Origin of the sequence: Pseudomonas kuykendallii (genome assembly GCF_900106975.1) — a bacterium.
GTDB classification, from domain to species: Bacteria; Pseudomonadota; Gammaproteobacteria; order Pseudomonadales; family Pseudomonadaceae; genus Pseudomonas_O; species Pseudomonas_O kuykendallii.
This window is the reverse complement of sequence record NZ_FNNU01000006.1, coordinates 234,100-259,933: the sequence shown is the minus strand read 5'-3', so window position 1 is coordinate 259,933 and position 25,834 is coordinate 234,100. Positions and strand designations below refer to the sequence as shown.

The window sequence follows — 25,834 nt, the reverse complement described above, 5'->3', positions numbered from 1 at the left end:
CGCGCCGTCATAGCTGACGGTGCGCCCGTGGACCTCAACGCGTGGCGGTGCTGTTGGCGAGCTTGGGCTGGCGATACAGCTCGACGAGGATCTGGTCGAGCACCGAGGAGGCGCCCCACGGCCGCGGATCGTTGAGGATCGCCACCACCGCCCAGGTGTTGCCGTTGATGTCGCGACTGAAACCGGCGATGGCGCGCACGTTGTTCAGCGTGCCGGTCTTGATGTGGGCCTCGCCGACCAGGGCGGTTTTGTGCAGGCGCTTGCGCATCGTCCCGTCCATCGCCGCCAAGGGCAGCGAGGAAATGTACTCCGCGGCATAACGGCTTCCCCATGCGGCTTGCAGCAGGGTCGCCATCTCGCGCGCGCTGACCCGCTCGTCCCGCGACAGCCCGGAGCCGTTCTCCATCACCAGGTGCGGTGCGGTCAGTCCCTTCTTCGCCAGCCACTGGCGCACCACGCGTTGCGCGGCCTTGCCGTCGTCGCCATCGGCGTCGTTGCGAAACTGCGCGCCGAGGCTGAGGAACAGCTGCTGGGCCATGGTGTTGTTACTGAACTTGTTGATGTCGCGGATGATCTCGACCAGGTCCGGCGAATAGGCACGGGCCAGCAGGCGGGCGTCCTTGGGTACCACGTCGACGCGGTTGCCGCCGAGGATGCTGCCGCCCAGTTCCTGCCAGATCGCCCGCACGGCGCCGGCGGCGTAGTCCTTGTGATCGAGCAGCGACAGGTAGGTCTGTGCGCTGCAACCTTCGGCCAGTTCGCCGCTGGCCGTCACGGTGACGCCGCCGTTGGGGTTGTTCACCGAGTTGTAGACGACGTCCGGGTAGGTCTTGCACTTGCTCGCCTTCAGCGGCTTGACCCGGTTGTCGATCTGCACGTTGGCCATCGGCGGTTCGACCGCGACCGAAACCTTGCCGCTGTCGGTGCGGGCGATGAAGCGCATGGCCTTGAGGTTGATCAGCAGCGAGTCCGGGCGGACCAGGAACGGCTTGTTGCTGTCGCCGCCGTCGTCGTTGAACTCCGGCAGGTTGGGCTGGATGAAGTAGCTGCGGTCGAGCACCAGGTCGCCGGTGACTTTCTGTACGCCGTTGGCGCGCAGGTCGCGCATCAGCAGCCAGAGCTTCTCCATGTTCAGCTTGGGATCGCCGCCGCCCTTGAGGTAGAGGTTGCCGTTGAGCACGCCATCCTTGAGCTGTCCGTCGGCGTAGAACTCGGTGCGCCACTGGTAGGTCGGGCCGAGCATTTCCAGGGCGGCGTAGGTGGTCACCAGTTTCATGGTGGACGCCGGGTTCACCGACACGTCGGCGTTGTAGATGGTGGTCTGGCCCGGGCCGTTGAGCGGTATGGCCACCAGGGAGAGGGAGTTGGGCGAGATCTTGTTGGCCTTCAGCGTCTGCTGCACCTTGTCCGGCAGCGAGGTACTGACATTGGCGGCAAAACTGGAAGACGGCGCCCCGATGGCGAGCGGCAGCAGGCTGGCGAGGGCCAGGCGGCGAAGAATTCGATTCATGGGCAGGAGAGAGAAAGCGAAGCGTGGCATAGGGGGAAATTCCCACATCGTCAGGGAAGTGGCCGCATTATGCCCGAAGGCCGCGGCGCTGCCGAACGATGATTGAGGCGCCGTTATTTCCCTTCGGCGTCATGGAGGCGGGCGCGCGGCCGGCTAAACTGCTAGAGTGCCGCGCGTTTATCACTCTCGAGGACTTACTCCATGGCTACCAACCGTTCCCGCCGCCTGCGCAAGAAACTCTGCGTCGATGAATTCCAGGAGCTGGGCTTCGAGCTGAACCTGACCTACAAAGACGGCCTCGACGACAAGGCGATCGACGATTTCCTCGATGCCTTCCTCGACGATGCCATCGCGGCCAATGGCCTGAGCTATGTCGGCGGCGACGACTACGGCTTCGTCTGCCTCGGCAAGCGCGGTTCGGTCGACGAAGAACAGCGTACCCAGGTCGAAGCCTGGCTGAAGGGCCGCAGCGAACTGACCGAGTACAAGCTCAGCCCGCTGATGGACGTCTGGTATCCGGAAAACCCGATCAACCCGGCGTAACACCTGAGCGCAGGCGCGGCTCCGTCACGGAACGCGCCCGCGATCGCAACACCGCGTCACCCCCGCCTTTCGCCGGTATCCGCCGGTTCCGCTTTTCGGTCCAGACGCTTGCGCAGCAGGTCGATCACCTGGGCCACCAGCAACGCCAATGCCACCCCAAGCAGCGAGTTGAGAAGGCGCACGCCCGGTAGATGCCAGTCGCGCGACAGACTCTCCGACAGCAGCACGAAGCAGAACGTCGTCTGCAGCACGAACAGCCCGTAATGATTGACCTGGAAGGCGCGGCTCAGAACGATCAGCGGCAGCAGCGTCGCCACCATCAACGCCGGGCTTTGCAGGCTATGGCCGATGAACACCAGCAGCACGGCGGCCGCCAGGCTGGCGGCGCTGGCCTGTACGGCGCGCACGAGGCTGTTGTGGAACTCCAGTTGCAGGGTGGTGATGACCGCCACCGTCAGCCAGTACCCGCGCGGCAGATTGGCGAGGTTCACCAGCAGGCCGGCCAGCCCGCAGGCCAGCATGCAGCCCAGCGCATGCAGGCGCCATTCGCGGCGGGGCAGGCGCTGCGCGTGGCGGCGAAGTACCTTGAGCAGCGAGACGAAGCGCGGCAGGCGCGGCCACATGCGCAACCCATGGCCACCCCGCAGGGCGAAGGCGAGCAGCGTGACCCAGAGACCGCCGAGGACGAACAGGGCGGCGACCGCGTAGGGGTTGTGCAATGCGCCCATCGTTTGCTGGCCGTGGCCGAGGCTCAGGCAGACCGCCAGGCCGACGCCGAGCTTGCCGGCCTCGTTGCCGAACCGTTGTAGCCAGGCGAGAAGGAAGCCGAAGGCCGCGAACAGCATCAGGCTGCTGGTGGGCCAGGGCGCGGCCCAGAAGCCCAGCGCGGCGCTGCAGGCGCCCAGCGCGATCAGCAGGAGCATGCGCAACATGCCCAGGCGATGCAGCGGATTGGCCTGGGATGCCTGGAACGCGCCGACCGAGGCCCAGAGAAATCCGGGGTGGGCGCTGAACAGCCCGAGGAGCAGGGGCAATCCACAGCCGATACCCGCCACCATCGCCGGTCCCCAGGCGGGCGGTTGCGCTTTCCAGGTCAGGCTTGTGCGTAGAACCCTGTGCATCGGTGCTGGTTTTCCTCAGGCTGCCGCACCTCGTAGGGCGTGACGTCGTCTTCGTGGCCGTGCGGCCCGTCAGCGCTCATAGACTGACGGTTCGCCCCGGTCGTTCCCTCCGATCCGTCCGCGCCCGATGCCCGCCTGCCGGAGCTGCCTCAGGTCGGCGCCGAACGACCGGTCATTTCCCGCGCCATCTCGCTGGCATAGCTGTCGGTCATGCCGGCGATGAAATCGATCATGCGCAGGAACGAGTGGTGCAGCGAGCCATCGGGTTTCGGGGCGTTGTTGCCGAGCAGGTCGAGTATCCGCTGGTGCTTGAACGACGGCGTGCGACCACCATGCTGCTCCAGCGCCGCGCCGCAGAAGGCGTTGAGAAGGATTTCCAGGGTCGTATAGGCGCCGATCTCGTGCAGCGTCTTGCGCTTGTCCTGGAAAATCCGCTCCCGCGCGATGGCCTTGGCGCGCAGCACGCAGTGTTTCGCCGAGCCCTGCATGTGCTCGACCAGATCGCCTTGCAGGGTACCGGCAAGCAGCGCGCCTTGCTGTTCGACGAAAGCCTGGGCCGCGGCGTTGGTCAGGTGCTCGATGGCCTTGCCGCGCAGGATCGCCAGCTTGCGCCGCCGCGAGTCCTTCGGGCCCAGCTGGCGGTAGGTTTCGGGGAGGTCGCCTTCGACCAGGTCGAGCAGCAGTTCCTCGACCTCGCTGTAGTCGAGCAGCTCCATCTCCAGGCCATCTTCCAGGTCGATCAGCGCGTAGCAGATGTCGTCCGCGGCCTCCATCAGGTAGACCAGCGGATGACGCGCCCAGCGTTGCTCCTCCAGCAAGGGCAGGCCGAGCTTGCCGACGATCTGCTCGAGCAGCGGCAGCTCGCTCTGGTAGCAGCCGAACTTGTGCTTCTTGTAGCCGGGCGATTGCGCGTGGCGGGACGTCCAGGGGTATTTCAGGTAGGTGCCGAGCGTTGCGTAGGTGAGCCGCGTGCCGCCATCGAACTGGTGGTATTCCAGCTGGGTGAGCACCCGAAAACCCTGGGCGTTGCCTTCGAAGTTGAGGAAGTCGGCACGCTCGACATCGCTCATGTCGTCCAGCCAGCCGCGCCCGGCGGCCTGCAGGAACCAGTGGCGGATGGCGTCTTCGCCGGAGTGGCCGAACGGCGGGTTGCCGATGTCGTGGGCCAGGCAGGCCGATTGCACGATCATTCCCAGGTCGGCGGGATCGCACCAGTCCGGCAGCTCATCGCGCAGCACCTCGCCGGCTCGCATGCCCAGCGAGCGGCCGACGCAGCTGACTTCCAGCGAGTGGGTCAGGCGTGTGTGGATATGGTCGTTGCTGGTGACCGGATGAACCTGGGTCTTGCGCCCCAGGCGGCGGAACGCGCCCGAGAAGATGATCCGGTCGTGGTCCTTGTGGAAAGGGCTGCGTCCCAGTTCTTCGGTGTTCTGCAGGGACTTGCCGAGGCGTTCGCGGGTGAGCAGGGTCTGCCAATCCAAAGCGGGTACTCATCGTGGATGAATGGACCCGCTAGCTTCCCGGTTGTGGGCGGTCTATTCAAGCCGGCCCGACCGGCAACGTCGGCGCGTCCCGCGCGTCAGAGTCCGGCGGCGTCGATATCCACCAGCAGCAGGCGCCGGCCGTTGTCGATGAACAACCCGGCTGTCAGGCAGTACTGGTTGGTCGTGGCGTCGCGGTAGGTGCTGGAGAGCGTCAGGCGGCGCTCTTCCCAGCCCTCGGCGAGCAACTGGTAGAAGTACGGGCGCCACGACCAGTTGTGGTTCAGGTAGCGCGTATCTTCGTGCCAGGCGCCGTTACGCCACTCCAGGTTGGGGCTGACCTGGGTGCCGTGGCGATCGCACTCGTAGACCCGCAGCAGCCACGGGTACTGGACCGGTGGCGGAATGCTGTGGGGAAAACCGTCGGAAGCCAGTGTGCGCAGGCTGCTCATCAATTGAGTGAGTTGCTGACGCAGCGCCACCAGTCGCGCGCGTTCGGCCAGCTTGCGCTGCACGTAATGCTCGCGCAGCGCAGCGAAGCGCTCGACGAAGGCGTCCGAGGGGAAGAAGTTCTCCTCCGGCCGGGCGAACAGGTAGCCCTGCACGTAGCGGGCGCCACATTCGAGGGCGAAATCCAGCTCGGCCTCGGTCTCCACGCCCTCGGCGATGATCCAGCAACCGGTCTTCTCGGCCATCTGCGCCAGGGCCTTGACCACCTCTCCGCTCGGCCCGCCACGGGCGGCTTCCTGGAACAGGCGCATGTCGAGCTTGAGGATGTCCGGCTGCAGGGCCAGCACGCGATCCAGCTGCGAGTAACCGGCGCCGAAGTCATCGATGGCGATGCGGGCACCGGCCTCGCGATAGCGTTGGACAACTTCCGGCAGGCGCAGGCTCGCGCCGCCCAGTTCGGTGATTTCGAAAACGATGCGTTCCGGCGCAATGCCATGGGCGCGCAGTTGCTTGAGGCTGGGAAGCGGCTGGCTGGGTCGCAGGCGGCTGATCCAGCGCGGCGAGATGTTGATGCTGAGAAACCAGTCGGCGGGCGCTTCGTCCAGGCGGCTCAGGGCGTTATCGCGAATCTGGCGATCGAGTCTGCGCAGCGCGCTGGGGGAAACCTTGGGATCGACGAAGAGGGGGCCGACGGACGATACGGCGCCGTCCTCCTGGCGCAGTCGACCCAGGGCCTCGACGCCTGCGATGAGGCCGGTGGCGGTATCGATGAACGGTTGGAAAAATGCTATTGCTTGCCCGTTTATCACGGACGCATCCTTGATCAGAGAAAGGGAAACAATTCAAAGGCATGGTAACGAGTTTCGGCCGAATTGTTTCCCACTGTTTGCAAGAATGCGGCCAGCGCTGCGCCGGCCTTTTACTAAGGTCGCACGACGGGACGTTCGACCACGACGGTTTTTTTCTCGACGGAACCGAACGCCTTGACCAGCGGATAGACCGCCAGCCCAAGCCGGGCGATCTTGCCCAGCATGCCCAGGCGCTTGCCGAACAGCGTCAGCACGATCCCCGCACCGATCACCAGCGGCGTCTTGTTCGTCGAGGCGGAACTGCGGGCGGACATGAACTGTTTCGCCTGCTGCAAGGGGTGCGATAACGGCTGCGAGTGGTACAGCAACTGTTGGCGGTGCATCTCCATGCGCAGGCGGACGAGGTCCTTGCGCATGGCGCGTCGGGTAGCACTGGAAAGATGGCTCATGGCAGGAGTCGCTCCCGATTGCGGGCCAGTTCTTCGACGGTCGCCTGGAACGGAACGCTGGCCATCTCGGCAAGCCGGACCGCGCGCAGCACGCAGATGATCAGTCCCAGGCCATACACGACGCACAACCCGATGATGGCCGCGAGCCGGTAGCTGTCCCAGAAACCGATCAGGATGGCGGCCGAAATGCCTATGGTCACCAGGAGCCCGAAGAACAGACTCAGACCGGAAAAGATGAACAGTTGGAAGGTTCTCGATTTCTCTTCCTGAAGCTCTATTCCGATCAGCTCCAGATGACCCTGCATGAGCCCGACGAACGCTCCGCCCAGCTTCTTCAGCGAGGGCTTGGGAGCGTTTTCAGATGGCGAAGCGTCCATTGGTTCTCCTTAGCGGCGGCTGATCAGTCCTAGCAGGAAACCAACACCTGCGGCGATACCGATCGACTGCCACGGATGCAGGTGCACGTACTCTTCGGTCGCCTCGATCGCGGCCTTGCTCTGGTCGCGGCAGACGTTCTCGCGCTCCTTGAGCATGCCCTTGGCGCGGGTGATGTTCTCGTTGATCTTGACCCGCAGTTCGTCCGCCTGGGCGCCAGCGACCTCCTTGGTGTGCTGCAGCAGACGCTCGGTGTCGGCGATCAGGGTCTGGAACTCGGCGGCGAGCGCCTCCTGGGCGTCGCGCAGGTTGCGCTTGTGCTCGGGCACGTCGATCTGGGCGAGCGGGTCGAGTTCGTCGTTCACGGAAGGATTCAGGGTGTCTTGTACGGCCACGTCAATCTCCTTGGGGCTATTGCCACTGGTGAGTGTCTCTATCTTTCGAGCCCCTGGCTTGCGGCAAGGTTCCCGAGGCGGTCGAGACGACTGTCTGAGCATTCCTGGTGCGTCGTGCATAGCGTGCGCTCCCTTCCCGTGCGGGGCGAGCGCAACGCATGCCGATAGTGGCGGCTCGCTGGACGTTTGTCATTGCCATGCGCCTCGGGCAGCGATTCGCGGGCAAAAAAAACCCGCCTTGAGGCGGGCTTTCTTTCTGCCGCTGATTACATCAGTTGCAGGGTGTAGTTGAAGATCAGGCGGGTCTGGTCGGTATCGGCGTTGGCCGCACCGGTGTAGCCGCGGTAGGTACCGTGACGCAGGGTCACGCCAAAGCCTTTGAGCGCGCCTTCCTGGAAGACGTAGTCGATACGCTCGTCGCGTTCCCACTCTTTGTGATCGCCGCCCACACCATCAGTAGTTCGGGTCGGATCGTCCTTGATGTTGTCGCCGCTGATATAGGCAATGGATGCCTTCAGGCCCGGAATGCCGACTTTGGCGAAGTCGTAGCTGTACTGACCGAAGGTCGATTGCTCGCCCGCACGGGCGAACTGGTTAACCATGGCGTTGGTGAACAGGTAGAAGTCGGAGCCACCGTTGCCCTCGTTGCCGCCACTCGCGCCGGTAACGCTACCCTGGTTCAGCCAGACGAAGCCGCCGTCATCCGATACGCGCTGGTGGCCGAGCATCAGCGCATGACCGCCGAGGCTGTAGGTGAACATGGCGCTCCAGGTGGTGTTGTCTACTTCGTTCGCGTTTTTGGCGTAACCACCGTTGTTACTGAAGAAATAGCCGCTTTGGCCATTCTTGCCGTCGTCGCCGGACTTGAAGTAGCGCAGGTCGGTCTTGAACGACTGGTTGTCGCTGATCGGATAAACGTGGGTCAGGCCGGCGAAGTGCTGGTCGTAGTAGTTTTCCAGGTTCGCGTAGTAGTACTGGAGGGTCAGCTCCTTGTTGACCTTCCAGTCGGCACCGGCGAAGCGGAACTGGTTGCTGCCGCGGGTGCCGCCCGAAACCGACAGACTGGTGTAGTTGCTCGATGCGCGGCTGATCACATGGCTCAGTTGGCCTGCGCTGAACACTACGTTGTCGATTTCCTTCGAGGTGACCATACCGCCTTCGTAGGCCTGCGGCAGCACGCGCGAATCGTTCGACTGGATTACGGGCAGGCTCGGCATCAATGTGTTGCCATAGCGCAGTTCAGACTTGGAAAAGCGAGCCTTGGCAGTCGCGCCCATGCGGTTCCAGGCACCTACTGCCGAGCGATCGCTATCGCTGGGAATAAAGCTGTTGCTGTCGGGGTGGTGACCTTTGCCGCCATCGAGATGAAGTGCGAGCAGTCCCTGCACGTCCAAGCCGAAGCCGACGGTGCCTTCGGTAAAGCCGGAGATGTAGTCGGCACGGAATGCCTGCGCCCATTCGCGCTGGTCGTAACCATCTGGAGTCGTGGGAGCCGAACCCGTATAGGGGTCGCGGTTATCGTTGTCGTAGTAGAAGTTGCGCAGGGACAGGCTGACCTTGCTGTCCTTCAGGAACTCGGCCTGGGCCAGGGAGGGCACTGCGATGCTGGCGCCCAGTGCTGCGAGAGCGATAGCGCGGGCAAGTGGGGTGCTGCTCATTATTGTTGTCTCCTCGAATGGATGCTGGTCGATTCCTGACCGACCGGTTACGGCGCGATGAATAAAACATGTAGTAACTATCTAGGCGCTTAGACTTTAGTCGGCTTGCCTGGTCCTACCAAAGAGCCAGAGCGCTCTGGAAAAGACGAAATTCAGGGGGCCGGCTTTATTAACTCCCTTCCAAGCGCATCCCCTTCCTTGGGCGGGTTGATCCTACAGCCTGGCGTTGCGCTTGGACAGCCGGTGGTAGACTGCGGCGAGATGTTTTTACAGGAGCGTCGAGATGCTTCCGGAATGCCAGCTGTTGGGGACTTCGGGCTGCCATTTGTGCGAGTTGGCGGAGGCCATGCTCATGCCGTTCGTCGAGAACGGCCTGCTGGTCGAGCTGGTGGACATCGCCGAGCGGGAGGAGTGGGTGGAGCAGTACGGGCTGTCGATTCCGGTACTGCGCCGCTGCGATTCGTGGGCCGAACTGGTCTGGCCGTTCGATTCTGACCAGATAGTCGCTTTTCTTCGCTGAGCGCTCCGCCGCACCCTGAGGCGGCGGAGGCTCCCCTCATTTGTCCAGTGCGGCGCCGTTGGCGATCCAGGCGCCGATCAGGTCGCGTTCCTGCTGGGTCATCTGGGTGATGTTGCCCAGCGGCATGATCTGGTTGGTCACCGCTTGTGCCTGGATGCGCGGTGCCATCTGCTGGATTTGCTGCGGCGTGTCGAACATTACACCCGCCGGCGCTGCGCTGAACAACGGGCTGGTTGGCTGCGCCGAATGGCAGACCGTGCAGCGTTCATGAATCACCGCACTGACCTTGTCGAACTCGCGGGCTGCCGGTGCCTGCTGGGCAGCCGGCTGCGCGTTCGGCGCGGGGGTGGCGGGCGTGCCGAGTCTTCCCGAGGTGACGAACGCCAGGCTGATCATCCCCAGCGCCGCCAGCGGCAGCGCCCAGGCGAACTTGCCGGTGGCGTGGCGGGTGTTGAAGTAGTGGCGGACCAGCACGGCGAGCACGGAGATGGCGGCGAGGATCAGCCAGTTGTAGTGGCTGCCGTAGGTGCTCGGGAAGTGGTTGCTGATCATGATGAACAGCACGGGCAGGGTGAAGTAGTTGTTGTGCCGCGAGCGCAGCAGGCCCTTGGCCGGCAGCGCCGGATCGGGTTCGCGGTTCTGTTCGATGGCCGCCACCAGCGCGCGTTGCGCCGGCATGATGGTGCGGAACACATTGCCGACCATGATGGTGCCGATCAGCGCGCCGGTATGGATGTAGGCGGCACGGCCGCTGAACACCTGGGAGAAGCCCCAGGCGGCGAACACGATCAGCACGAAGAGGGTCAGGCCAAGCAGCGCCGGGTGCTTGCCGAGGGCGGATTCGCAGAGCAGGTCATAGATGAACCAGCCGGCGATCAGCGCGCCCAGGCCCACCAGCACCGCCTGTGCCGGGCTCAGCGAGCTGCCCGGCGCGAGCAGGTAGACGCCGGGGTTCAGGTAATAGACCACCATCAGCAGGGCGAAGCCGGAAAGCCAGGTGCTGTAGGCCTCCCACTTGAACCAGTGCAGGTTCTCCGGCATCTGCGGCGGCGCGAGCTTGTACTTTTCCAGGTGGTAGATGCCGCCGCCGTGGATCGCCCAGAGGTCGCCGGACAACCCTTCGCGCGGATTGCGCCGGTCCAGGTTGTTCTCCAGCCAGACGAAATAGAAGGAAGCGCCGATCCAGGCGACCCCGACGATCATGTGTATCCAGCGAATGGTCAGGTTCAGCCATTCGGTCAAGTGTGCTTCCAAGATTTCTACCTCATGCCTGCAGCGGCGGCTACCAGTCCTTCAAAGCTCGGGGTCGAGGAGCAACTGCTCGCTCTCGTCGAAAAAATGTTCGTCGCAGTTGTTGCCGGCGCCGCTGCGGTCGACCACCAGGAAGTCGTCCTGCGCGGCGATCGCCAGTACCGGGTGATGCCAGACGCCGCGGCGATAGTTCACGCCCTGTCGGCCGTCGCTGATGAAGGCCCGCACCTGCGCCGGATCGGGGCTGTCGCCGGGCGGGGCGACCACCACCAGGAACGGCTTGCCGAGCAGCGGCACGAAGGCCTGGCTGCCCTGCGGGTGGCGTTCGAGCATGCGGATGGTCAGCGGCATCTTCAGCGCCTCGGCGCGGAAGATGCTGATGATCGCCTGGTCGTCGGGCAGGTGGGTCTCCACCGTGGCCAGCTTGTGATAGCGGCGGGTGGAGCCGTTGTTGATCATGAAGAAGTCGCTGCCTTCGGTTTCGATGACGTCGCCGAAGGGGGCGAAGGCTTCCTTGGTCAGGGGCTCGATGATCAGTGTGCGCATGGCAGTCCGCTTTCCTGAGTGAACGTCCTCCCTTCGCTGGAAGGAAGGCTTCGGTACTTACTTAGCCAGTTTGCCGAACAGGCGCAGGCGGCTGACGCCACCGTCCGGGAACACGTTCAGGCGCACGTGAGTGATCGGGCCGAGTTTGACGATCTGCTCGGCGAACTCGTGTTCCTGGTGCATCTGCAGCTTCTGGCTGGGCAGCAGTTCGCGCCAGAACAGGCTTTGGGTCTCGATCTGGCTGTCGGTGCCGCCTTTGACGAACGCCGCCTGGATCGAGCAGCTGTCCGGGTAGTTGCCCTTGAAGTGCAGGGTGTCGACGACGATCCGCTCGATCTCGCCAGGATGACCGAGGGCGATGATCACCCAGTCGTTGCCCGGCGTGCGGCGGCGGGCGGTCTCCCAGCCGTCGCCCATGTTCACCCCGCGGCCGGGGTTGAGCAGGTTGCCCATGCTGCCGTAGTGCTCGTCGGAACAGGCCAGCGCGCGGCCGCCGTTGAGCGCCGAGGCGAGGTCGATCTGTTCGTCGGCGCTCTGCGCGGACCAGTCGCGATGCGGGATGCCATAGACGCGCAGGCGCGCCACGCCGCCATCCGGGTAGATGTTGAAGCGCAGATGAGTCCAGGGGCGGTCGTCGGCGACGGCGTGGTAGTGGTGGCTGTTGCCCTGCAGTTCGACGGCGGGGAGCACCTCGGTCCACTCGGTGGCGTCGTCCGGATCGCCTTCGGCGATGAAACAGGCCTCCAGCGAGGCGGACGGCGGGTAGTTGCCGGTGAAGTGGCTGGTGTCGATGTCGACGCCCTTGATCGAGCCGGCGATGCCCAGGCGGATCACCGCGCTGTCGTACCCCTCGAAGCGCTTGCGGCGCGACTCCCAGCCGTCCATCCACTTGCCGTTGTCGTCGAACACGCCTTCCTTCCACACCGCCGGCGTCGGCTGGAACAGGCGGTTGACGTCGGCGAACCAGTCGTCGGTGACCGACAGCGCCTTGGTGCCGAGGCGGGCGTCGGCGAGGTTGAGGTATTTTTCGAAGGGTGCGGCGTAGGTCTTCATGGTCTTCTCGTCGGTTACAGCGCTTGCAGGCGGAACAGCGCGATCTTGTTTATTTCGGCCAGGGCGCGGGCGAATTCCTGCTCTGGCGAGTGGTGGATGCGTTCCTCGAAGGCGGCGAGGATCTGGTGCCGGTTGCTGCCTTTCACCGCCATGATGAAGGGGAAGCCGAAGCGCGCCTTGTAGGCGGCGTTGAGTTCGGTGAAGCGGGCGAACTCCTCGGCGGTGCATTCGTGGATGCCGGCGCCGGACTGTTCCGAGGTGGAGGCGGCGGTCAGTTCGCCGCGCACGGCGGCCTTGCCGGCCAGGTCCGGGTGGGCGTTGATCAGGGCCAGCTGTTCGGCATGACTGGCCGCGAGCAGCACCTCGGCCATCCGCGCCTGGAGCACCTCGACCTCGTCGAAGCCGGCTTCGACGCCCTGGTCGAAGGTGCGTTCGGCGACCCAGGGCGAGTGCTCGTAGATGTCGGCGAAGGCCTCGACGAAGGCTGCGCGATCCAGCGTCGACGGCGTCAGGGTGCGGAAACGGCTCATGCACGGCCTCCCTTGAACGGGTGGGTGGCGTGCCAGTGGCGGGCGATGTCGACGCGGCGGGCGAACCAGACCTTGTCGTGGCCCTTCACGTAGTCGAGGAATCGCTGCAGCGCCGCGAGCCGCGCCGGGCGGCCGAGCAGGCGGCAATGCATGCCGATGGAAAGCATCTTCGGGGCGCCGGCTTCGCCTTCGGCGTAGAGCACGTCGAAGGCGTCCTTCAGGTACTCGAAGAAGTCGTCGCCCTTGTTGAAACCCTGCACCTGGGTGAAGCGCATGTCGTTGGTGTCGAGGGTGTAGGGGATTACCAGATGCGCCTTGTCCGGGCTTTCCGGGTCCCAGTAGGGCAGGTCGTCGTCGTAGGTGTCCGAGTCGTAGAGGAAGCCGCCTTCCTCGCGCACCAGGCGCCGGGTGTTAGGGCCGGTGCGCCCGGTGTACCAGCCGAGCGGGCGCTCGCCGGTGAGTTCGCTGAGAATGCGCACGGCTTCGTTCAGGTGCTCGCGCTCCTGGGCTTCGTCCATGTACTGGTAGTCGATCCAGCGCAGGCCGTGGCTGCAGATTTCGTGGCCGGCGGCGACCATCGCGCGGATCACATCCGGATGACGCTGCGCGGCCATGGCCACGGCGAAGATGGTCAGCGGGATGGCGTGTTTGTCGAACAGCTTGAGCAGTCGCCAGACGCCGGCGCGGCTGCCGTATTCATAGAGCGACTCCATGCTCATGTTACGCACGCCCTGCAGCGGCTGCGCAGCGACCATCTCGGAGAGGAACGCCTCGGATTCCTTGTCGCCATGAAGGATGTTGCGTTCGCCGCCTTCCTCGTAATTGAGCACGAAGGAAAGCGCGATGCGTGCCTCGCCGGGCCACTGCGGATGAGGAGGGCGATCGGCGTAACCGATCAGGTCGCGGGGGTATTCGGCACTCACGGCAGCTGTCCTTGGATCCTGGAGGTACATGCGTGGAGAAATTGTATACAGATTTGATTATGCTTTGCGAACAGTTATCGTGCGTCGAAACCGGCGGCGTCCATGACCGAAAACCGTAGCAAAAAACTTGCCTACCTGGTCAGGAGTTTTCCATGAAGGCCGCAGCGCACGTGATTTTCGGCCGATTCGTCCGAGCGGGGTTTTGCGTCCGTGACGCGTGCGGCGCTGTGCAACAATCCGTTCAATCCGCCCGTATCACGGGCTTACATCCGAGGAGGCGCGGCGCGGCCGCGATCGCAATGGGACGACTGACTACCCACGTACTGGATGCCTCGCAGGGCCGGCCGGGCCGCGACATCCTGATCGAGCTGTATCGCGTTGAAGGCGCCGAGTTGCGCCTGCTCGCCCGCACGCGCAGCAATGAAGACGGGCGCTGCGACGCGCCGCTGCTCGAAGGCCAGGATTACCGTTCGGGCGTTTACCAGCTGCACTTCCACGCCGGCGACTATTACCGCGCCTGCGGCATCGCCCTCGCCGAACCGGCGTTCCTCGACGTGGTGGTGCTGCGCTTTGGCATCGATGCCGCCCAGGAGCATTACCACGTTCCGCTGCTGATCTCGCCTTACAGCTATTCGACCTACCGCGGCAGCTAGTGTCGTCATGCACCGTGGATGGAGCCGCGTTCAGGCGTTCATGAATGCCGGATGGGCAGGTCGCTTGTCTGGTGACCCGAAACGGGGCGGCGCGGTTGATTACCCGCGTGACCTGCACGCTCGCGACGCACTGCCCAGGCGTTGCCGTAAACGATTTCTCGCATCGTCTGTGTACAATGTGAGCCCCTTTTCCCTGCTTCGAGCGAGTCGGCCGCCATCGCGGGCCCACGGCCGGGCAGTTCGCGGATACCAGCATGAGCCCAGAGTCGCAGCCCCGGAGCAAGTCAGTGCGCAGCGCCAAGCGCCGCAGCGGGACCCAGGACGAGCGGGTTTATGCGCACATCTTCGACGCCATCCTCGAGCAGCGCCTGGCGCCGGCGACCAAGTTGAGCGAGGAGGCACTCGGCGCCATCTTCGGGGTCAGCCGCACGGTGATCCGTCGTGCGCTGTCGCGGCTGGGGCATGAGGGCGTGGTGCTGTTGCGGCCTAATCGCGGCGCCGTGGTGGCCAGCCCGACGGCGGACGAGGCGCGGCAGATCTTCCATGCGCGGCGGATGATCGAACGGGCGATCACCGAACTGGCCTGCGAGCGCGCTAGCGCCGCGCAGATTGCCGAGCTGCGCCAGTGCGTGGCCGAGGAGCATGCCTGCTTTGCCCGCGGTGATCGCGGCACCGGCATTCGCCTGTCCGGCGAATTCCACCTCAAGCTCGCCGAAGTGGCCGGCAACGTTCCGCTGATCGGCTTCCTGCGCAGCCTGATCTCGCAAAGCTCGCTGATCATCGCGCTCTACGAAAAGCGCAACCAGGCGCATTGCTCGGACGAGGAGCACCTGCGCCTGATCGACGCCCTCGAGGCGCGTGACGTCGACACCGCCGTGGGGCTGATGATGCGGCACATGGACAGTGTCGACGACAAGCTCGACTTCGAGGAAGGCGCGCCCTCGGATGACCTGCAGGCGGTGTTCTCGCACCTGCTGCCGTCCGCCAGGAAGGCGTAGTCGCGGTCGTTGCCGACACTCAACGCGCGCGTCGCAACCGTCGCCAACCGAGCACCACGCCGCTCACGCTGACCACCAGCCCGCCGAGGCTGAAGGCGAGCATCAGCAGGTCGCGCAGCAGCGGGCGCTGCAACAGCGGCTGCCAGTCCCAGCTGTGCAGGAGGTTGAACAGCCAGCGCGCCAGGCGACGGCGTTCGTCCAACTGCTCCAACAGCGCGCCGCTGCGTGGGTCGATGTGCAGCCAGGTGCCGGCGGCATCGTCGATGCGCGCGCGCAGTACTGGAAGGGGTCGTTGCAGGCCGCCGTTCATGCTCTGCTCGGCACGGGCGAAGTAGTAGAAGTCGTAGGCCGTCAGCTCCTCGACCTCGAACGCCGTGCCCGCCGCCATCGCCTGAACGGCGCGGCGCAGGGTGCTTTCCGGCAGGCGCCGCAGCGGCTCGTTCGCGTCGTCCATCGCAAGCACGCGGCTGTTGCCGTTGCCCTCCAGCGCCTGCAGGACGCCTTCGCCGCCGACCATTCGCCATTCCAGTTCGCGCGGGTGCAGGCCCGCCTGGCGAAAGCGCGCCAGTGCCTCGCGCACCGGCAGTGGGAATGACTCGGCACGCAGGGCGCCGCCCTGGTAGGCCGACGCCGTCAGCGTGGATTGGCTATCCAGCAGGTGCCAGGGGCGCATCGACGTCAGCCCGCTGAAGATCCAGGCGATCACCACGCCGCCGAACAGCAACCCGCCGACGTGGTGCCAGCGCGCGAAGCCGCCGCGATAGGGCGAGCGCGAGCCGCTGCGATAAGGGCGCGAGAAACGCCAGCGCAGCACGCCGACTACCTGACCGAGCAACGCCATCGCGGTGGCGGCGAGCGCCGAGTAGATCACCAGGTTCGACCACCAGGGCCCGCGCAGCGGATACAGCCAGTGCAGCCAGGCACCGATCCAGTTCCAGGCGCGTTCGGTGCGGGTGGCATCGCGCACCACCGCGCCGCTGTGGCTGGAGATGTACAGCTGGCGACCCTCGGCATCGTCCAGTTGCACCCGGTGCAGCGGACGATCGCCGTCCAGCGCGCGGCTGTGGGTCCAGGCGTCCTCGTCGACCAGGCCGAGGTAATGCGCCGTGGCGCGGGGATCGAACTGCCGCGCGCTGGCCAGCGCGCCGGCTTCGTCGACCGCCTCGATACGCCTGCCGTCGAGGGCGTCCAGCGTCACGCCGCTGCCGTCGGCATAGCCGAGCAGGTAGCGCGGGCGCCCCTCGGCGCTGCTCAGGCGCAGGCTTTGCGGAGCGTCGTCGCGGCCGCTGGCGGCGAACACCTGCGCCAGGTCGATGCAGCAGTCGCGCGCGGGCAGCTCCGGCAGGTGCGTCAGGTGTTCGGCGGGCGTCAGCTTCGGGTAGCCGACGTAGAGCATCACCATGCCGGAGACGAACCACAGCGCCATCAGCAGACACAGGCCGATACCCAGCCAGCGGTGCCACAGATAGAAGTAGCGCTTCATCGGCGGCCTCAGAAGCGCGTGTTCAGCGACAGCTCCAGGCTGCGTGGTTCGCCCACGTAGTACTGGCTGTTGCTCTGGTGGATGAAGCGCGCGTAGACCTCGTCGGTGAGGTTGCGCAGTCGCGCGGTGAGGTCGGTGCGCTCGTCCACGCGGTACTTCACGAAGGCGCCGAACAGCGTGTAGGAGGGCACCCACATGGTGTTGGCGTTGTTCGCGTAGACCGAGGCCACGTAGCGTGCGTCGACGCCGCCCTGCCAGCTCGGGCCGAAGTCGTAGGTCAGCCAGAGGTTGCCGACGCGCTCGGGGATGTTCACCGGCGTCTTGCCCTTGCGCGACACCGGAACGCCGCCGGCGACCTCGTTGAAGTCGTCGTAGCGCGCATCGACCCAGGCGAAGTTCGCCTCTGCCAGCAGGCGCTCGGTGACCTTGAATGAGCCCGCCAGCTCGACGCCGTCGGAGGTCTGCTGGCCGGCCTGAATGGTCGCGTTGGCGTTGTTCGGGTCGGTGACCGGGAAATCCTTGCGCACGATGCGGTAGGCGGCGACCGTGGCGGAGGCACGACCGTCGAGGAAGTCCAGCTTGCTGCCGACCTCGACCTGGCGCCCGGTGCTGAGATCGAAGTCGCGCACCTGGGTGGCGCTGGCGCCGGTCAGCGTGCCGCCCGGCGGCTCGGCCGAGGTGCTGTATTGCACGTAGAAACTGGCGTTGTCGCTGAGGTCGAAGACCAGTCCGGCGCGTCCGGTGATGGCGTCCCAGCGGCGATCCACCTGCACGGCATTGAGGTGGTCGGTCACGCTGAAGTCGATGTGGTCGTAACGCAGCGCGGTGACCAGCGACAGGCGTTCGCCGAGTTCCTGGCGGTTCTCGACGAAGGCCGAACGGGTCTCGATCTCGTTGCTGCGGGATTTGCGCGCGGCTGCGCTCATGCCGGGGACGTCATCGAAATGGCCGGGGTCGAAGTCGCCCGGTGCGACGCTGTCGAAGGCGCCGCCCGAGTGCGGATACACCGATTGCTGGTTGACGCTGTAGTCCGCCCCCAGCGCCCAGTCGCTGGCGAGACCGAACAGATGCGCCTGGCGCAGCAGCTCGAAGCGGTTGCCGTTGAGCTCCTGGTCGTGGCGCTGCCGGTAGCCGCCGGAGCGGTTGATCGCCGAGTTGTCGGCGTTGTAGGCATACACCTCGAGGTTGCGGTAATCGCGCTGGCCTTCGTAGTGGTAGAAGGTGTTGCGCAGCGAGGTCTGCTCGTCGAGGCGGTAGTCGGTGATCGAGCGCAGCCAGCGGGTGCGCTGCTCGTAGCGGCCGTCCTCGACGTTGTAGTTGGCGAAGCGTTCGTGCCGGTCGATCTTCAGTTCGCCGGCTTTCGGGTTGAGCGTCGGCGTGCCCCAGTACGGGCTGTCCTCCTGCTCTTCCAGATATTCGATGGCCAGGGTGTGCGAGAGATCGGGCGTGAGGTCGCTGAGCAGCGAGAACGCCAGGTTGTCCGCGACGCGCTCCTGGCGGTCGATGTAGCCGTTGCTGGCGTCGCGGCTGAAATCCACCCGTGCGTAATGGCGCGGGCCGGGGCCTTTGTTGAGCGCCTGGTTGTAGCCGATGGCGGTCTGCTGGGTGTCGAAGCGGGCGTAGCTGATGCGCGCCTCGCCGGCGCTTTCCTCGCGGCTCGCCAGCTTGGTCACGTAGTTCAGCGTGCCACCCACCGAGCCGCTGCCGTGGGCGAACGAGGAAGGCCCGCCGATCAGCTCGACGCGGTCGTAGATCCAGGCGTTCACCGGGCGATTGGCCGAGCCGTATTGCAGGCTGATGCCGTTGAACAGCTGGTTGACCTGTGCACCGTTGAAGCCGCGGTAGGCGACGTAGCCGCCCCAGCCGGGCGGCGCCGAGGCGTTCACGCCGGGCAGCGCGTTGGCGACCTCCTGGAAATCGCGCGCGCCGAGGCGTTCGATGCGTGCGCGATCGGCAACGCTGACCGAGGCCGGGTTCTCGCGCAGGGTCAGGCCCAGGCGCGAGCCGGTGTCCGCCGTGTCGTCGAGTTGCAGGCCGGTGTTCTCTTCCTGCTCGGCGCTGACGCTGGCGCCGGGCAGGGTGAGGGGCGGATGGTCGGCAAACGCGGGGGTGCAGAAGCCGGCGAGCAGCGCCAGCGGGAGGCTGAAATCTTTCATCGTGGATGACTTCCATGCGAGGACGGTCGCTCTCCCGTGGACCGTGCGCGCAGGCGCCTGCCGGGAAGGGCGTGGAGTGTTCAGGACGATGGAAGCGTCAGGGCGAAGCGCGGGGGTTTATCGAAGGCCAGAGGTAGCGCGGTGGCGGTTGGGCGAAGGTCAGCGCCAGCAGCGGGGCGATGCCCGGCGCGGCGAGCGCCTGCACGAGCCAGCCGTTGCTGTTGATCGCCACGGCAACGGAAGCCGAGGAGCACAGCGGGCAGGCGTTCATCGACGGAAGTGTGGACTTGCCGTCGGAGGAGGGCGCATGGCTGCCGTGGTCGGCGCTCTCCGCCGAGCAGAAGCCGCCTTCCAGGCCGCTGAGGCTGAGCGCGCTCATCTGCCCGTGATGCAGGCCGCAGGCGAACAGATTGAGCAGGACGCAGGCGAGCAGCATCCAGGCAATCAGTGAGCGGTCTTGGCGGGCGATCTTCATGGGCCGCGACTCTAACAGCGTCGCGCCGCCGGGCAAACACCCGACGTGCGGCGGTCGCCTTAGTCGCGACGGTGCAGCGAGCGGCCGGCGGCGAAGGTTTCCTTCACCGCGCGGTCGTCGCCCAGGGTGATCAGCGCGAAGAGTTTCTCGGCGAAGGTCTTCGCCTGCTTCAGGCGGAACTCCAGCAGCGGCGTGGCCTTGTAGTCGAGCACCACGAAGTCGGCCTCCTTGCCGGCCGCGAAGTTGCCGATCTTGTCGTCGAGGTACAGCGAGCGGGCGCCCCCGAGAGTTGCCAGGTACAGCGACTTGAACGGGTTCAGCGATTCGCCGCGCAACTGCAGCACCTTGTACGCCTCGCTCAGGGTGGTCAGCTGGGAGAAGCTGGTGCCGCCGCCGACATCGGTGCCGAGGCCGACGCGCACGCCATGGCCTTCCACCCTCGGCAGGTCGAACAGGCCGCTGCCGATGAACAGGTTGGAGGTCGGGCAGAAGGCCACCGCCGAGCCGGTTTCGCCGAGCCGTGCGCACTCGTCGTCGCACAGGTGCACGCCGTGGGCGAACACCGCGCGCGGGCCGATCAGCCCGTGGTGGTCGTAGACGTCCAGGTAGTTCTTGCGCTCGGGGAACAGCGCCTTCACCCAGTCGATCTCCTTGAGGTTCTCGGAGAGGTGGGTGTGCATGTACAGGCCCGGGTACTCGCCGAACAGCTTGCCGGCCAGCGCCAGTTGCTCGGAGCTGCTGGTGGGCGCGAAGCGCGGCGTCACCGCGTAGCTCAGGCGGCCCTTGCCGTGCCAGCGCTCGATCAGCGCCTTGCTGTCGGCGTAGCCGGATTCCGGGGTGTCCTGCAGGAAGTCCGGCGCGTTGCGGTCCATCAGCACCTTGCCGGCGATCATCCGCAGGTTGCGCGCCAGGGCGGCCTCGAAGAAGGCGTCCACCGACTGCTTGTGAACGCTGCCGAACACCAGCGCGGTGGTGGTGCCGTTGCGCAGCAGCTCACCGAGGAACACCTCGGCATTCTCGGCGGCCACCTCGGCATCGGCGAAACGGCCTTCGGCGGGAAAGGTGTAGGTATTCAGCCACTCCAGCAACTGCGTGCCGTAGGAGCCGATCACGCCGACCTGCGGGAAGTGGATGTGGGTGTCGATGAAGCCCGGCGTGATCAGCGCGTCCGGGTACTCAGTTACCGTGACGCCGCTGAAGCGCACCAGTAATTCTTCGGCCGGGCCGCACGCGAGCACCTGGCCTTCCTCGACGACCAGCAGGCCGTCCTCGAAATACTCGTATGACTGCTCGACGCCGACCTTCGAGGGATCGGCCAGGCTGTGGAGGATGGCGGCGCGGTAGGCCTGGGTGGTGTGGCTCATGATGCGAGGTCTCATGCGTAGGGTGCGCTGTGCGCACCGAAAAATGGGGTGGGGCAGTGGTGCGCGCGGCGCACCCTACACGGGCATTGACTCAGAAGCGGCGTGAGGCAGGCAGTAGCTTCGCCACGCCGGACTCGCCTTTTTTCACACTCTGGCCAAAACCTGCGTTGTAGGTAGCGATCACTTCGCCGGCGATGGAAATGGCGATCTCCACCGGCAGTTTGCCTTTCACCTCGGCGATGCCCATCGGGCAGCGCATGCGTTGCAGCAGGTCGCTGCTCAGGCCGCGCTCGCGCAGGCGATGCTCGAACCTGACGCGCTTGGTCTTCGAGCCAATCAAGCCGAAGTAGGCAAAATCACCGCGTTTGAGGATGGCCGCAGTTAGCTCAAGGTCGAGTTGGTGGTCATGGGTCATGACGATGAAGTAGCTGCCGGCGGGCATCGCCGCGACCTGGTCGACCACGTCGTCGTCGAGCACCCGGACAACGCCGTCGGGAATCGCGGGCGGAAACTCGGCCTCGCGCGAGTCGATCCAGCGCACCTTGCACGGCAGCCCGGCGAGCAGCGGGACCAGCGCGCGACCGACGTGGCCGGCGCCGAACACGGCGATCTGCGCCTGGGGTTGGCCCATCGGCTCGAACAGCAGCACGGTGGCGCCGCCGCAGCACTGGCCGAGGCTGGCGCCGAGGGAAAAGCGCTCCAGGCGGGTGTCCTGGCTGCGCGCCGCGAGCATCTCGCGGGCCATTTCCATGGCCTTGAATTCCAGATGCCCGCCGCCGATGGTCTCGAAGGTTCGCTCGCGGGTGACGACCATCTTCGAGCCGGCGTTGCGCGGCGTCGAGCCACGCTCCTCGATGATGGTCACCAGCACGCACGGCTCGCCCTGCTGCTGCAGGTCGGCAAGGGCGTTGATCCAGCCGGTGTTGCTCATGTCCTTAACCTCGTCGACTGCCGCTTTTGGGCGGGCTTTGGTGGGCTGAAGCCCACCCTGCGTTGACCTCGGGCGCCGTATCCGCCGGTAGGGTGGGCTTCAGCCCACCGTGTGTTGCATCACGCCACGACCGTCGCCTGCGGCTCGGCGACCGCCTGCTGCTTGAGCGTGCGCATCTGTTCCACGCCCCAGAGCACGCGCTCCGGGGTGGCAGGGGCGTCGATCCGGGGCTGCACGCGGTAGTCGCCGAGACTCGCCACGGCATCCTTGATCGCGCACCAGGCGGAAATGCCGAGCATGAACGGCGGCTCGCCGACGGCCTTGGAATGGAACACGGTCTGCTCGGGGTTCTTGCGGTTCTCCACCAGCTTCACACGCATGTCCAGCGGCATGTCGGCGACGGCGGGAATCTTGTAGCTCGCCGGGCCGCTGGTCATCAGCTTGCCCTTGGCATTCCACACCAGCTCCTCGGTGGTCAGCCAGCCCATGCCCTGGACGAAGGCGCCTTCCACCTGGCCGATGTCGATGGCCGGGTTCAGCGAGTCGCCGACATCGTGGAGGATGTCGGCGCGGAGCATCTTGTACTCGCCGGTCAGGGTATCGACGATCACCTCGGTGCAGGCGGCGCCGTAGGCGAAGTAGTAGAACGGCCGACCGCGCGCCAGGCTGCGGTCGTAATAGATCTTCGGCGTGCGATAGAAACCGGTGGACGACAGCGACACCTGGCCGAAGTAGGCGAGCTGGATCAGTTCCTCGAACGACAGGTAGCGCTCGCGGGCACGCACCTGGCCATTGCGGAACTCGACTTCCTCCGGACCGATGCCGAAGTGCCGCGAGGCGAACTCCACCAGGCGCTGCTTGATCGTCTCGGCGGCGTTCTGCGCGGCCTTGCCGTTCAGGTCGGCGCCGCTGGACGCGGCCGTCGGCGAGGTGTTCGGCACCTTGTCGGTGTTGGTGGCGGTGATCTGGATGCGCGAGATGTCGACCTGAAAGACTTCGGCCACCACCTGCGCGACCTTGGTGTTCAGGCCCTGGCCCATCTCGGTGCCGCCGTGGTTCAGGTGGATGCTGCCGTCGGTGTAGACATGCACCAGCGCGCCGCCCTGGTTGAGAAAGCTGGAGGTGAAGCTGATGCCGAACTTCACCGGGGTCAGCGCCAGGCCCTTCTTCAGGTACGGGCTCTGCGCGTTGAAGGCGCGGATCGCCTCGCGGCGTTCGGCGTAGTCGGCGCTGGCTTCCAGCTCGGCGGTCATTTCCGCCATCAGGTTGTGTTCGACCGTCTGGTAGTAATGGGTGACGTTGCGCTCGTCCTTGCCGTAGTAGTTGAGCTTGCGCACGGCCAGCGGGTCCTTGCCCAGCCGGCGCGCGACGGCGTCCATGATTTCCTCGATGGCGACCATTCCCTGCGGGCCACCGAAGCCACGGTAGGCGGTGTTCGAGGCCAGGTTGGTCTTGCAGCGGTGGCCGTTGATCTCGGCATCGCCCAGGTAATAGGCGTTGTCGGCATGGAACATGGCGCGGTCGACGATCGCCCCGGAGAGGTCTGGCGAATAGCCGCAGTTGCCGGCCAGCTCGATGCGGATGCCGTGCAGCAGGCCATCGTCGTCGAAGCCGACGTCGTATTCGACGTAGAACGGGTGGCGCTTGCCGGTGATCTGCATGTCGTCGACGCGCGGCAGGCGCATCTTGGTCGGCCGCCCGGTGAGCCGCGCGATCACCGCGCAGAGGCACGCCGGCGCCGCCGCCTGGGTTTCCTTGCCGCCGAAGCCGCCGCCCATGCGGCGCATGTCGATGACGATCTTGTGCATCGGCACGCCGAGCACCTCGGCCACCAGCTTCTGCACTTCGGTGGGGTTCTGCGTCGAGGTGTAGACGATCATCCCGCCATCTTCGGCGGGCATCACCGAGGAAATCTGCGTCTCCAGGTAGAAGTGCTCCTGGCCGCCGATGTGCAGGCTGCCCTGCAGCCGGTGCGGCGCGCTGGCCAGCGCGGCGGCTGAGTCACCGCGCTTGTGCTGGTGGCTGTCGAGGACGAAGTGCTTGTTGCGCAGCGCCTCGACCACATCCAGCACCGGCTCCAGGTCTTCATACTCGATGATCGCCGCCATCGCCGCCTTGCGTGCGGTTTCCAGGCTGTCGGCCGCCACCGCGACGACGATCTGCCCGACGTACTGGACGATGTCCTCGGCCAGCAACGGATCGCCCGGCAGTACCGGACCGATGTCCAGCTGGCCGGGGACGTCCTTGCTGGTGATGGCGATGGCCACCCCGGGAATCGCGTAGCAGGGCGCGGTGTCGATCTTCAGGATGCGCGCGTGGGCGCGGTCGGAAAGCCGCGCGTAGACGTGCAGCTGGTTGGGAAACTCCAGGCGGTCGTCGATGTACACCGCCTCGCCGGATACGTGCTTGTCAGCGCTCTCGTGCTTGAGGCTGCGACCGACACCGGTGGTCAGCTCGGCGCGGAACAGTTCGGCCAGTTCCTCCTGGCTTTTGGTCGGCTTATGCATAAGCGGTGACTCGCGTTTCGGTGGCGGGGCGCTGCTGCTCGGCGAAGCACTTGCGCAGCAGGTTCTGGGCGACCAGCAGGCGATACTCGCGGCTGGCGCGGAAGTCGCTGAGCGGGGTGAAGTCCTCGGCCAGCGCGACGCAGGCGCGCTCGACCGTGTCGGCGTCCCAGGTGGCGCCGTTCAGCATGCGCTCGCAGGCGGCGGCGCGCCTGGGAATCGCCGCCATGCCTCCGAAGGCGATGCGCGCCTCGCGCACCAGACCGCCGTCGAGGCGCAGGGCGAAGGCGGCGCAGACCGCGGAAATGTCGTCGTCCAGTCGTTTCGACACCTTGTAGGCACGGAACTGCTGCCCGGCCGTCGCGCGCGGGACGATGATCTTCTCGATGAACTCGCCGTCCTCGCGAGCGGTGATCTTGTAGTCGATGAAGTAATCCTCCAGCGCCAGCTCGCGGCTCGCCGCGCCCTTGCGCAGGACGATGCGCGCGCCGAGGGCGATCAAGAGCGGCGGGGCGTCGCCGATCGGCGAGGCGTTGCCGATGTTGCCGCCCAGGGTGCCCTGGTTGCGGATCTGCAGCGAGGCGAAGCGCTGCAGCAGCTCGCCGAAATCGGCGTACTCGCGGTTCAGCACCTCGAAGCAATCGGTGAGCGCGGTGGCGGCGCCGATCTCGATGCGCTCGTCGAACACCTCGACGCGCTTCATCTCCTCGACATGGCCGACGTAGATCATCACCGGCAGGTCGCGGTGGAACTGGGTGACTTCCAGCGTCAGGTCGGTGCCGCCGGCGAGCAGGCGCGCCTGCGGATTGGCGAGGTACAGGTCGGCCAGGTCGGCGACGGTCAGCGGCAGCAGGCAGCGCTTGCTGCCGTCGCTCAGCTCGGCGGTGCCCTGCGGGGCGATGGCCTTGAGGCGGGCGATGGTATCGGCTTCGGCGGCGTCGAACTGGTCTGGCTGCGCCTGGCAACAACTCTGCTCGGCGGCATCGAGGATCGGCCGGTAGCCGGTGCAGCGGCACAGGTTGCCAGCCAGCGCTTCGTGCACCCGGTGCGCGTCGTGGCCTTTGTCGGCCTGGTTCTTCTGCAGGGCGAACAGGCTCATGACGAAGCCCGGCGTGCAGAACCCGCATTGCGAGCCGTGGTGGTCGACCATCGCCTGCTGCACGCTGTGCAACTGGCCCTGGTGCTTCAAGTCCTCGACCGCGATCAGCTGCTTGCCGTGCAGCGCGGAGACGAAGGTCAGGCAGGAATTCAGGGTGCGATAGCGGATGCGCTCGACGCCATCGGTACGGGTCAGCTCGCCGACCACCACGGTACAGGCGCCGCAGTCGCCAGAGGCGCAGCCTTCCTTGGTGCCGGGTTTGCCAACGCGTTCGCGCAGGTAGCGCAGCACGGTGAGGTTGGGGTCGAGGTCATGCTCGCTACGCAGCTCACGGTTGAGCAGAAACTGGATCAAATCGACCTCCGGCAAGGTTCTTTTCAGGCATGTTTTGCACGCGTGGAATCTAGAGTCGCTTGACTTGCAGGTCAATAAAAATTGACTTCAAAGTCAGAAAAAATCCCGTGACAGTGTCTGTTCACGGAGCGGAACCCTGAATTCATAGCGGATTCTGTGCCAAATGCCCGTGACGATGGCCGGGCGATCCGGCCGCCTCATGC

24 protein-coding genes are annotated in these 25,834 nt (G+C 65.7%); 4 read left to right on the top strand and 20 right to left on the bottom strand.

The annotated features are described in order from the left end of the window. Positions 1–34: 34 nt before the first annotated feature. Positions 35–1,510: a D-alanyl-D-alanine carboxypeptidase/D-alanyl-D-alanine endopeptidase gene (dacB, locus tag BLV15_RS19315; RefSeq protein WP_090231360.1), complete on the bottom strand. Its 1,476-nt coding sequence runs from the start codon at positions 1,508–1,510 to the stop codon at positions 35–37. 201 nt (positions 1,511–1,711) lie between these two features. Here dacB and BLV15_RS19310 point away from each other — a divergent pair, with 201 nt between their 5' ends. Beyond that, on the top strand, positions 1,712–2,053 hold the full coding sequence (locus BLV15_RS19310) for a 50S ribosome-binding protein YggL (protein ID WP_090231329.1): 342 nt from the start codon (positions 1,712–1,714) through the stop codon (positions 2,051–2,053). A gap of 56 nt (positions 2,054–2,109) precedes the next feature. Here BLV15_RS19310 and BLV15_RS19305 read toward each other — a convergent pair whose 3' ends face one another. From BLV15_RS19305 to BLV15_RS19275, 7 genes are all read right to left on the bottom strand, one after another. Then, positions 2,110–3,174 (bottom strand): FUSC family protein, encoded by a 1,065-nt coding sequence (locus BLV15_RS19305; protein WP_090231328.1) that lies wholly within the window; start codon positions 3,172–3,174, stop codon positions 2,110–2,112. A 149-nt stretch (positions 3,175–3,323) separates the two neighbouring features. Continuing rightward, complete coding sequence (locus BLV15_RS19300) at positions 3,324–4,655, bottom strand: deoxyguanosinetriphosphate triphosphohydrolase (protein WP_090231327.1); 1,332 nt, start codon at positions 4,653–4,655, stop codon at positions 3,324–3,326. A 98-nt stretch (positions 4,656–4,753) separates the two neighbouring features. Next, positions 4,754–5,914, bottom strand: coding sequence for an EAL domain-containing protein (locus BLV15_RS19295; RefSeq protein WP_090231326.1), 1,161 nt, complete (start codon positions 5,912–5,914; stop codon positions 4,754–4,756). 113 nt (positions 5,915–6,027) lie between these two features. Beyond that, complete coding sequence (locus tag BLV15_RS19290; RefSeq protein ID WP_090231325.1) at positions 6,028–6,363, bottom strand: hypothetical protein; 336 nt, start codon at positions 6,361–6,363, stop codon at positions 6,028–6,030. Then, positions 6,360–6,740: a phage holin family protein gene (locus BLV15_RS19285; RefSeq protein WP_090231324.1), complete on the bottom strand. Its 381-nt coding sequence runs from the start codon at positions 6,738–6,740 to the stop codon at positions 6,360–6,362. The genes BLV15_RS19290 and BLV15_RS19285 overlap by 4 nt, the downstream gene beginning before the upstream one ends. A 9-nt stretch (positions 6,741–6,749) precedes the next feature. Continuing rightward, positions 6,750–7,103, bottom strand: coding sequence for an ElaB/YgaM/YqjD family protein (locus tag BLV15_RS19280; RefSeq protein WP_376747745.1), 354 nt, complete (start codon positions 7,101–7,103; stop codon positions 6,750–6,752). Between the two features lie 296 nt (positions 7,104–7,399). Further along, entirely contained in the window at positions 7,400–8,791 is a 1,392-nt protein-coding gene (locus BLV15_RS19275; RefSeq protein WP_090231322.1) for an OprD family porin, read from the bottom strand. 283 nt (positions 8,792–9,074) lie between these two features. Here BLV15_RS19275 and BLV15_RS19270 point away from each other — a divergent pair, with 283 nt between their 5' ends. Continuing rightward, positions 9,075–9,311: a glutaredoxin family protein gene (locus BLV15_RS19270; RefSeq protein ID WP_090231321.1), complete on the top strand. Its 237-nt coding sequence runs from the start codon at positions 9,075–9,077 to the stop codon at positions 9,309–9,311. A 36-nt stretch (positions 9,312–9,347) separates the two neighbouring features. On the opposite strand, the gene BLV15_RS19265 is transcribed toward BLV15_RS19270, so the two are convergent. From BLV15_RS19265 to puuE, 5 genes are read right to left on the bottom strand one after another with little or no spacing between them, the layout of a single operon-like run. Then, complete coding sequence (locus tag BLV15_RS19265) at positions 9,348–10,565, bottom strand: urate hydroxylase PuuD (protein WP_090231320.1); 1,218 nt, start codon at positions 10,563–10,565, stop codon at positions 9,348–9,350. A gap of 39 nt (positions 10,566–10,604) precedes the next feature. After that, complete coding sequence (locus tag BLV15_RS19260; RefSeq protein ID WP_090231319.1) at positions 10,605–11,108, bottom strand: ureidoglycolate lyase; 504 nt, start codon at positions 11,106–11,108, stop codon at positions 10,605–10,607. Between the two features lie 57 nt (positions 11,109–11,165). Next, entirely contained in the window at positions 11,166–12,161 is a 996-nt protein-coding gene (gene alc / locus BLV15_RS19255) for an allantoicase (protein WP_090231318.1), read from the bottom strand. Positions 12,162–12,175: 14 nt separating this feature from the next. Continuing rightward, on the bottom strand, positions 12,176–12,691 hold the full coding sequence (gene uraD, locus BLV15_RS19250; RefSeq protein ID WP_090231317.1) for a 2-oxo-4-hydroxy-4-carboxy-5-ureidoimidazoline decarboxylase: 516 nt from the start codon (positions 12,689–12,691) through the stop codon (positions 12,176–12,178). Beyond that, entirely contained in the window at positions 12,688–13,614 is a 927-nt protein-coding gene (gene puuE / locus BLV15_RS19245; RefSeq protein WP_090231316.1) for an allantoinase PuuE, read from the bottom strand. Before puuE ends, uraD begins: the two co-directional genes overlap by 4 nt. 299 nt (positions 13,615–13,913) lie before the next feature. Here puuE and uraH point away from each other — a divergent pair, with 299 nt between their 5' ends. Both uraH and BLV15_RS19235 read left to right on the top strand, forming a co-directional pair. After that, positions 13,914–14,267: a hydroxyisourate hydrolase gene (gene uraH, locus BLV15_RS19240; RefSeq protein ID WP_090231315.1), complete on the top strand. Its 354-nt coding sequence runs from the start codon at positions 13,914–13,916 to the stop codon at positions 14,265–14,267. 254 nt (positions 14,268–14,521) lie between these two features. Then, the gene (locus tag BLV15_RS19235) at positions 14,522–15,265 is read left to right on the top strand and encodes a GntR family transcriptional regulator (RefSeq protein WP_090231314.1); all 744 of its coding nucleotides are present in this window, start codon (positions 14,522–14,524) and stop codon (positions 15,263–15,265) included. 19 nt (positions 15,266–15,284) lie between these two features. Here BLV15_RS19235 and BLV15_RS19230 read toward each other — a convergent pair whose 3' ends face one another. The 7 genes from BLV15_RS19230 to xdhA form a co-directional block, all read right to left on the bottom strand. Continuing rightward, positions 15,285–16,748 (bottom strand): PepSY domain-containing protein, encoded by a 1,464-nt coding sequence (locus BLV15_RS19230; RefSeq protein ID WP_090231313.1) that lies wholly within the window; start codon positions 16,746–16,748, stop codon positions 15,285–15,287. An 8-nt stretch (positions 16,749–16,756) separates the two neighbouring features. Continuing rightward, the gene (locus BLV15_RS19225; RefSeq protein WP_090231312.1) at positions 16,757–18,904 is read right to left on the bottom strand and encodes a TonB-dependent receptor; all 2,148 of its coding nucleotides are present in this window, start codon (positions 18,902–18,904) and stop codon (positions 16,757–16,759) included. A 97-nt stretch (positions 18,905–19,001) separates the two neighbouring features. After that, positions 19,002–19,379, bottom strand: a complete 378-nt coding sequence (locus tag BLV15_RS19220; protein WP_090231311.1) for a DUF2946 domain-containing protein — start codon at positions 19,377–19,379, stop codon at positions 19,002–19,004. A gap of 59 nt (positions 19,380–19,438) precedes the next feature. After that, positions 19,439–20,743 carry a guanine deaminase gene (gene guaD, locus BLV15_RS19215; protein WP_090231310.1) on the bottom strand — a complete coding sequence of 435 codons (1,305 nt, stop codon included), beginning with the start codon at positions 20,741–20,743 and terminating at the stop codon, positions 19,439–19,441. A gap of 91 nt (positions 20,744–20,834) precedes the next feature. After that, complete coding sequence (gene xdhC, locus BLV15_RS19210; RefSeq protein WP_090231309.1) at positions 20,835–21,674, bottom strand: xanthine dehydrogenase accessory protein XdhC; 840 nt, start codon at positions 21,672–21,674, stop codon at positions 20,835–20,837. A gap of 119 nt (positions 21,675–21,793) precedes the next feature. Then, positions 21,794–24,181 carry a xanthine dehydrogenase molybdopterin binding subunit gene (xdhB, locus tag BLV15_RS19205; RefSeq protein WP_090231308.1) on the bottom strand — a complete coding sequence of 796 codons (2,388 nt, stop codon included), beginning with the start codon at positions 24,179–24,181 and terminating at the stop codon, positions 21,794–21,796. Then, positions 24,174–25,631, bottom strand: coding sequence for a xanthine dehydrogenase small subunit (gene xdhA, locus BLV15_RS19200; RefSeq protein WP_090231359.1), 1,458 nt, complete (start codon positions 25,629–25,631; stop codon positions 24,174–24,176). Before xdhA ends, xdhB begins: the two co-directional genes overlap by 8 nt. Between the last annotated feature and the right edge of the window lie 203 nt (positions 25,632–25,834).

Coding starts and splice junctions, on each gene's coding strand:
- dacB (WP_090231360.1), bottom strand. CDS start 1,510: ATGAATCGAATTCTTCGCCGCCTGGCCCTCGCCAGCCTGCTGCCGCTC.
- BLV15_RS19310 (WP_090231329.1), top strand. CDS start 1,712: ATGGCTACCAACCGTTCCCGCCGCCTGCGCAAGAAACTCTGCGTCGAT.
- xdhB (WP_090231308.1), bottom strand. CDS start 24,181: ATGCATAAGCCGACCAAAAGCCAGGAGGAACTGGCCGAACTGTTCCGC.
- BLV15_RS19235 (WP_090231314.1), top strand. CDS start 14,522: ATGAGCCCAGAGTCGCAGCCCCGGAGCAAGTCAGTGCGCAGCGCCAAG.
- BLV15_RS19220 (WP_090231311.1), bottom strand. CDS start 19,379: ATGAAGATCGCCCGCCAAGACCGCTCACTGATTGCCTGGATGCTGCTC.
- BLV15_RS19305 (WP_090231328.1), bottom strand. CDS start 3,174: ATGCACAGGGTTCTACGCACAAGCCTGACCTGGAAAGCGCAACCGCCC.
- BLV15_RS19230 (WP_090231313.1), bottom strand. CDS start 16,748: ATGAAGCGCTACTTCTATCTGTGGCACCGCTGGCTGGGTATCGGCCTG.
- uraD (WP_090231317.1), bottom strand. CDS start 12,691: ATGAGCCGTTTCCGCACCCTGACGCCGTCGACGCTGGATCGCGCAGCC.
- uraH (WP_090231315.1), top strand. CDS start 13,914: ATGGGACGACTGACTACCCACGTACTGGATGCCTCGCAGGGCCGGCCG.
- BLV15_RS19275 (WP_090231322.1), bottom strand. CDS start 8,791: ATGAGCAGCACCCCACTTGCCCGCGCTATCGCTCTCGCAGCACTGGGC.
- BLV15_RS19225 (WP_090231312.1), bottom strand. CDS start 18,904: ATGAAAGATTTCAGCCTCCCGCTGGCGCTGCTCGCCGGCTTCTGCACC.
- alc (WP_090231318.1), bottom strand. CDS start 12,161: ATGAAGACCTACGCCGCACCCTTCGAAAAATACCTCAACCTCGCCGAC.
- BLV15_RS19270 (WP_090231321.1), top strand. CDS start 9,075: ATGCTTCCGGAATGCCAGCTGTTGGGGACTTCGGGCTGCCATTTGTGC.
- BLV15_RS19260 (WP_090231319.1), bottom strand. CDS start 11,108: ATGCGCACACTGATCATCGAGCCCCTGACCAAGGAAGCCTTCGCCCCC.
- xdhC (WP_090231309.1), bottom strand. CDS start 21,674: ATGAGCAACACCGGCTGGATCAACGCCCTTGCCGACCTGCAGCAGCAG.
- BLV15_RS19290 (WP_090231325.1), bottom strand. CDS start 6,363: ATGAGCCATCTTTCCAGTGCTACCCGACGCGCCATGCGCAAGGACCTC.
- BLV15_RS19285 (WP_090231324.1), bottom strand. CDS start 6,740: ATGGACGCTTCGCCATCTGAAAACGCTCCCAAGCCCTCGCTGAAGAAG.
- guaD (WP_090231310.1), bottom strand. CDS start 20,743: ATGAGCCACACCACCCAGGCCTACCGCGCCGCCATCCTCCACAGCCTG.